The sequence below is a fragment of the Streptomyces sp. ADI95-17 genome, from assembly GCF_003846175.1.
Taxonomy (GTDB): Bacteria; Actinomycetota; Actinomycetes; order Streptomycetales; family Streptomycetaceae; genus Streptomyces; species Streptomyces sanglieri.
The window spans coordinates 91,370-98,236 of the sequence record NZ_ML123047.1; the positions used below are offsets into that span (position 1 = coordinate 91,370).

Genomic DNA, 6,867 nt, shown 5'->3' on the forward strand with positions numbered 1-6,867 from the left:
CAACCCGGACCGCTCCGGGCCGCCGGCCGGGGGCACCGGCCCCGCCCCGGCCTCTCACGGGCCCCGACCGGCACCCGGCACCCTCCGCGGCCCTTGCACAGCGCCCCCGGCGGGTGCTCGGCGTGCGGCCCCGATCCACCTGCCGTAACGTGATCCCGACGGCCACCCAAGCCGTGGCGGATCCGCTTCCGCCCACGAACGGCTAGAACTCAGACTTCGACGGTCGGCCCGTCCGCGCCCGTTCCAGGGGTACCTGACCCGGCGCCGGAATCCACCAGAATCCACATCCGCGCAACGCCGCGCGTGCGGAACCGTGGTGGCCGCCTCCGGCCGGGACGCCCCGGAACCCTTCGGGCCCGGCCGTGTGGACCATGTCCGCTAGGAGGAGTTCCATGGCGGTTCTCTGCAAGCCGGCCATCGCGGTTCCCGAGTACGTCATCACCAACGAGGAAACCCTCGAACTGGCTCAACGGTTGCACGGCGACCACCCGCAGATCGACCTGGTCCTTCGTCTCATCGAACACACCGGGGTGCAGAAACGACACCTGATCCAGCCGATCGACAAGGTGTTGCAGCACCCGGGCTTCGACGCCCGCAGCATCACCTACGAGGAACACACCAAGGCCCGGGTGCCGGAGGTGGTACGCCGCGCGCTCGACCAGGCCGAACTGGAGCCGAGGCAGATCGACTTGATCGTCTACGTCTCCTGCACCGGCTTCATGATGCCGCCGCCGACCGCGTGGCTCATCGGTGAGATGGGCTTCAGGCCGGAGACCCGGCAGCTGCCGATCGCCCAGCTCGGCTGCGCCGCGGGCGGTGCGGCGGTCAACCGGGCCCACGACTTCTGCACCGCGTACCCCGACGCCAATGTGCTGATCGTGGCGTGCGAGTTCTGCTCGCTCTGCTACCAGCCCACCGACCTGGGTGTCGGATCGCTGCTGTCCAACGGGCTGTTCGGCGACGGCATAGCCGCCGTCGTGCTCCGCGGCAGCGGGGGCACCGGGGTCCGTCTGGAGCGCAACGGCTCGTTCGTCATCCCGGCCACCGAGGACTGGATCTCCTACGCGGTCCGGTCCACCGGATTCCACTTCCAGCTCGACAAGCGGGTGCCCGGCACCATGGAGCCCCTCGCACCGGCCCTGGAGGCGGTCGCCGAGGAGAACCAGTGGAACGCGGGAAAGATGGACTTCTACATCATCCACGCGGGCGGCCCGCGCATCCTGGACGACCTGAGCCACTTCCTGGACGTGCCGCCCGAGGCGTTCCGCTTCAGCCGGGCCACGCTCACCGAGTACGGCAACATAGCCAGCGCCGTGGTGCTCGACGCCCTGGGCCGCATGTTCGACGAGGCATCGGCCCTCGACGGCCACCGGGGTCTGATGGCCGGCTTCGGCCCCGGCATCACCGCCGAGATCTCGCTGGGCACCTGGACGAGCGAGTCCGAGTCCTGACCCTTCCGCTCCCCCGGTCCCGGTGCCGTTCCCGGCACCCGCGGACCGGGGGACACGCACCGCCCGCCCACCGCCCGCCCACCGTCCGTTGTCAGTGCCGGGTGCCAGACTCGAAGGCATGACCGAACGGTGGGCTCTGGCCATGACGGAGACCGGCGGCGCCCTCCTCGCCCCGCTGGACCCCACCGGCCTGCCCGCCGCCCCCGTCGTGGCCGAACCCGACCTGGTGGCGGCGGTCCGCTCCCGCCCCGACGTGACCCGCTGGGTGTGGCGGTCCACCGCCGAGATCTACCCGCGGCTGCTCGCGGTCGGCGTCCCCGTGGACCGTTGCTACGACATCGAGGTCGCCGAATCCCTCCTCCTCGCCCACGAGGGCCGGCTCGGCGAGCCCCGCTCCGCGGCCGCCGCCCACGCCCGTCTGCGGGGCGCCCCCGTACCCCCCGATCCCCCGGCCCGCTCCGCGGAGCCCGGCTCGCAGTCCTCGCTCTTCGAGCCCAGCTCCGGCACCCGGCTCCCCTTCGAGGACCTGCTCCAGGTCTACGCCGACCAGCTCCGCAGGCACGACGCCACCGAGCACCCGGGCAGGATGCGCCTGCTCACGGCCGCCGAGTCGGCCGGCATGCTGGTCGCCGCCGAGATGAACAGCTCCGGTCTGCCCTGGCGCGCCGACGTCCACCGGCAGGTCCTGGACGAGCTGCTCGGCGAGCGTTACGCGGGCGGCGGCGAGCCCCGCAGGCTTGCCGAGCTGGCCGACGAGGTGTCCGCCGCCTTCGGCAGACGGGTCCGCCCCGACCTCCCCGCCGACGTGGTGAAGGCGTTCGCGCAGGCCGGCATCAAGGTGAAGTCCACCCGCCGCTGGGAGCTGGAGGAGCTGGACCACCCGGCGGTGCAGCCCCTCGTCCAGTACAAGAAGCTGTACCGGATCTGGACGGCGCACGGCTGGAGCTGGCTCCAGGACTGGGTGCGCGACGGCCGTTTCCGCCCCGAGTACCTGCCGGGCGGCACGGTCAGCGGCCGCTGGACGACGAACGGCGGCGGGGCGCTCCAGATCCCCAAGGTGATACGGCGGGCCGTCGTCGCCGACGAGGGCTGGCGCCTCGTCGTCGCGGACGCCGACCAGATGGAGCCCCGGGTGCTCGCCGCGATCTCCCGCGACCGCGGCCTGATGGAGGTGGCGGGCCACGACGGCGATCTGTACACGGCACTGTCGGACCGGGCGTTCCACGGCGACCGGGACCACGCCAAGATCGCGCTGCTGGGCGCCGTCTACGGCCAGACCTCGGGCGACGGCCTGAAGAATCTGGCCGCCCTGCGCCGGAGGTTCCCACTGGCCGTGGCCTATGTCGACGATGCCGCGAAGGCGGGCGAGGACGGACGTCTCGTGCGGACGTGGCTGGGCCGGACCAGCCCGCCCGCCGTCGGGAGCGGTGCGGACGAGGAGGCCGGCATCCCGCAGGAGAGCGCCGACCCGCCCCTGGCAGACAGCGGGTTCACCCCCGGCTACGCGTCGTCGAACGCCCGCGCGCGGGGCCGCTTCACGCGCAACTTCGTGGTGCAGGGCAGCGCGGCCGACTGGGCGCTGCTGCTCCTGGCCGCCCTGCGCCGGTCGCTCGGCTCGGCGGGTCTGCGGGCGGAGCTGGTCTTCTTCCAGCACGACGAGGTGATCGTGCACTGCCCCCAGGAGGAGGCGGAGACCGTCGTGGAGGCGATCCGGGCGGCCGGTGAGCTGGCCGGGCGGACCGCCTTCGGTGAGACACCGGTGCGTTTCCCGTTCACTACGGCGGTGGTGGAGCGTTATTCGGACGCGAAGTAGTGCCCGGGGCGGACCCGGGTGCGGTGCCGGGGCCCTCGCCGAACCCGGCGAGCCCGTGGTCGTAGTGCGCCGGGCGCAGATGCTGATGCCGGTGCCGGGCGTTGAGCAGATGGATGACGAACGCTGCGATCGCGATCATCGCGAGGACGACCACGACCATGACCAGGGTGTCCATGCGATACCGGCCCCCTTCGATGCGCAGGCCGACACGAGCGGCTCACCGGGAGCCGTACGCCTCCAGGCTACTCCGCTGTCCGGAGCGCGCCCCCGGGGAAGAGTCCCCGGGAGCGCGCCCGCGCAGCGGCGTACCCCCCACTGAGCTGCCTGGCTACCCGCGTTCCCACAGCGCGGGGACGTTCGGCGGTTCCCAGCCGGCCATGGCCGAGTGCGCCTGCAGACAGCGATACGTGGCGCCGCCGTACGTGACGCGGTCTCCCGCGCTGTAGAGCGTCCCGGCCGCCCAGGTGGAGCCGGGCGGGTCGGTCGGCGGATCGGTGGGCGGGACGGTCGGCCCCTGGTCGACGTCGAGGACGAAGTCGAACGTCCCCTCCCGCCCCGAGCCGATCTCCCGGACGTTCATCAGGAGCGCCGGGTCGAAGATCGAGTCGGTGTTGTTGCGCGGTTCGTCGGGGAAGTACAGCTGGGTGGTCAGGATGCCCGAACCGGGCGCCTGGACCTTCACATGGATGTGGCGCGTTCGCCCCGGGTACAGCCCCGGCACGATCGTGGTCAGGCTGAAGGCCCCGGCCTGATCGGTGAACTGGTGCCCTCGGAAGGCGAATCCGCTCATGTCGTACGCGCCGTTGGTGTCGGCCTGCCAGAAGTCCAGCAGCGCTCCGGGGACGGGCTTGCAGCTCCGCCCGAAGACATAACCGCTCACGGTCAGCGGGACGCCGGGCGTGCCTGCGGTCACCAGGCTCGTGCGGAGCGGGGAGTCGGGCTTGAAGTAGGGCCCCTCGATCTGCTCGTGGGTCGGGCCGTCGCCGTCGTCGCAGTTCGGCGTGGGCGCCGGCGGCCGGCCACTGGCGCCGGCGTCGCGGGCCAGCGCGACGCCGCCGCCCGCGAGCAGCGGGACGGTGCCGGCCACGAGTGCGGCCTTGAGCAGTGTCTTGCGGCTGATCCGGCGGTCGCCGCCGGGGCCTTCGGTCGGTTCTGGGGTCATGGCTGATTCCTCGGGTGGGGGAAGGGCACGTGCATGACACGGAACAGGTGCGGGAGGTGCGCGCCGCCCGGCCGGGAGGCGTGGAGTTGAGGCCGGGCGGGCGCGGTGAGCGGCGGCGGCCCCGTCGGAGCCGCCGGACCGGCCGGTTCGCGGGGCCGGCCGGGGTGCGGGGCGGCCGTCAGACGCGCTGCCAGAGGGCCGGGACGTTCGGCGGCGTCCAGCCGGGCTGCGCCTGGTGGGGCTGGAGGCAGCGGTAGCTGTCGGAGCCGTACGTCACGACATCGCCCGCCGCGTACGTCGTACCGGCCGCCCAGGTGCCGCCCGGCTCGGTCGGCGGGTCGGTGGGCGGGTCGGTCGGGGTGCCGTTGGTGACCAGGGTGAGTCCGTACGCCTGGAGCGCGGGGTTCACCGGCTGGAAGTACGTCGTACCGCCCTGGGAGCAGTTGCCGGAGCCGCCGGAGGTGACGCCCTGCGCCTGGCTGCCCGAGATGAACGAACCGCCGGAGTCACCGGGTTCGGCGCACACATTGGTGCGGGTGACGCCGGAGACGGTGCCCTCCTGGTAGGTGACGCTGGTGTTGCGCTGCTGGACCGTCCCGCAGTGCCAGCCGGTCGTCGAACCGGAGCGGCAGATCGACGCCCCCTCCAGCGCCTCGGTGGACCCGGTGACCGTCACATCGCCGTTGCCGTAGCCGTTCACCAGGGCGCGCGGCGTCCAGCCGGTGTTGGTGGCGACCCAGGAGTAGTCGCGGCCGGGGAAGGTGGAGCCCTGGAAGGAGCCCTGGGCCTGCTGGTTGTACCCGCTGGTGCTGACCCCGGGCGTCCCGCAGTGACCGGCGCTGACGAAGCCGGACTGACTGCTGCCGCGCTTGACGGGGAAGCCTATGGAGCAGCGCCCCGAGCCGTTCATGTAGTACGCGTCACCGCCCCGGAGATCGGTGAAGGTGCGGGGCCGCTCCGCGGACTGACGCACCGTCACCACTTCGCGCGCCACCCCCGCATCGGCGAGGAACCCATCGGCGGCCGAGGCGCGGGCGGCCTGCACGACGACCCGGTTGGTGGCCACGTCGACGTACCAGACGGGCACCCCCTCGGGGGCCCGGCGCAGCGCGACGCGGTCCAACGCCGCCTTGGCGGAGTCGAGTTCGGCCTGACTGTGCTCGACGACCACGGGCCTGGCACCGGCCTCGCGAATCCGGGCGGCGTCGGAGGCGTCGGTGGTGGCCACGGTCAGGGCCGCGCCGTCACCGCTCACCCGGGCCCCGGCGAAGTCCGCGCCGAGGGAGCGCTTCAGCCCGGCGGCGACGGCCGCCGCCCGGGCCTCGTGGCCGATCCGGCTGCGCGCCTCGTCGGCGGTCAGTCCGAGGTCGCGCCGCATGGCCTTCAGCAGACCGGGCGAGAGCTGCCCGGTCCCCGTGGCGGTGGGGGTGCGGAACTGCGAAGCCGGATCGGCGGATGCACTGCCGGTCAGGCCGGCCAGCGCGAGCACACCGACGGCCACGGTGGCGGTACACGCGGCCAGGGCACGTCTGCGGAGTACGGAGCTCTCCACGGAACTCTCCTTGACTTCGGGGGAATTGCCGCCAAGGTAGCCGCGTACACGTCATCCCCAGGAGATCCCGTTCACCCCCTCACTTCGCGTTATGGGGCCCCGGCCGGCCGCGGCGGTTCCCTGCTCCGTGGTCGCGCCGGGGAGGTCCACATACGCCGCCGATCCCCGTAGGTTCGCCCCATGCGAATAGGTGAGCTACTGGGTTCCGGCCGATCCGCCGATGTGTACGCACTCGACGACGAGTGGGTGCTGCGCCACTACCGCGACGGCATGGACGCCACTCACGAGTGGATGGTCATGTCCTACCTCGGCGCACACGGCTTCCCCGTCCCCCGCCTCGGCCCCCGGGACGCGGAGACGCCCCCCTGCGATCTGGTGCTGCAACGCCTGACCGGCCCGACCATGCTGGAATCCCTGCTGGCCGGCGAGGTGTCGGCGGCCGACGCGGCAGCCGTGCTGGCCGGGCTGCTCGCCGAACTTCACACCGTTCCGGCCCGGCTCTCCCCGGATCCCGAGGACCGGATCCTCCATCTGGACCTGCACCCGGACAACGTGATGCTGACGGACCGGGGCCCGGTGGTGATCGACTGGAGCAACACCAGGGAGGGCGTTCCGGCCGCGGACCGGGCGATGACGTCCCTGATCCTGGCGCAGGCGGCGGTCGACCCCGGATTTCCGGCGCCGGCGGACGCCCGTGCCCTGCTGGACGAACTGCTGCCGCACTTCTCCGCGTCCGGCGGCATCCCCGCCCACCACCTCACCGAGGCCGTCGCACACCGCGCGGCCGACCCGGTGACGGGCCCGCAGGAGGTGGCGCTGATCGACCGGGCGGCATCCCTGATCGTGGACCTGACCGCCTGAACCGCCCCGCGTCCCCTTCCCCCGCCCC

Annotated in this window: 6 protein-coding genes; 3 read left to right on the forward strand and 3 right to left on the reverse strand. The window is 72.8% G+C overall.

Annotation, left to right across the window (positions count from 1 at the left end; all coding sequences use genetic code 11):
* Window positions 1-392: 392 nt before the first annotated feature.
* Together EES42_RS19330 and EES42_RS19335 are read left to right on the forward strand one after the other, a co-directional pair.
* Window positions 393-1,451 carry a type III polyketide synthase gene (locus EES42_RS19330; protein WP_124719518.1) on the forward strand — a complete coding sequence of 353 codons (1,059 nt, stop codon included), beginning with the start codon at window positions 393-395 and terminating at the stop codon, window positions 1,449-1,451.
* Window positions 1,452-1,569: 118 nt separating this feature from the next.
* Window positions 1,570-3,264, forward strand: coding sequence for a bifunctional 3'-5' exonuclease/DNA polymerase (locus EES42_RS19335; protein WP_124719519.1), 1,695 nt, complete (start codon window positions 1,570-1,572; stop codon window positions 3,262-3,264).
* Here the strand turns inward: EES42_RS19335 and EES42_RS19340 are convergent.
* The 3 genes from EES42_RS19340 to EES42_RS19350 form a co-directional block, all read right to left on the reverse strand.
* Entirely contained in the window at window positions 3,227-3,439 is a 213-nt protein-coding gene (locus EES42_RS19340; protein ID WP_124719520.1) for a hypothetical protein, read from the reverse strand. The genes EES42_RS19335 and EES42_RS19340 overlap by 38 nt on opposite strands.
* A gap of 153 nt (window positions 3,440-3,592) precedes the next feature.
* Window positions 3,593-4,426, reverse strand: a complete 834-nt coding sequence (locus EES42_RS19345) for a dioxygenase family protein (RefSeq protein ID WP_124719521.1) — start codon at window positions 4,424-4,426, stop codon at window positions 3,593-3,595.
* 178 nt (window positions 4,427-4,604) lie between these two features.
* Window positions 4,605-5,978: an alpha-lytic protease prodomain-containing protein gene (locus EES42_RS19350; RefSeq protein WP_124719522.1), complete on the reverse strand. Its 1,374-nt coding sequence runs from the start codon at window positions 5,976-5,978 to the stop codon at window positions 4,605-4,607.
* Between the two features lie 180 nt (window positions 5,979-6,158).
* On the opposite strand from EES42_RS19350, the gene EES42_RS19355 reads away from it, so the two are divergent.
* Entirely contained in the window at window positions 6,159-6,839 is a 681-nt protein-coding gene (locus EES42_RS19355) for a phosphotransferase (RefSeq protein ID WP_124719523.1), read from the forward strand.
* Window positions 6,840-6,867: the final 28 nt, after the last annotated feature.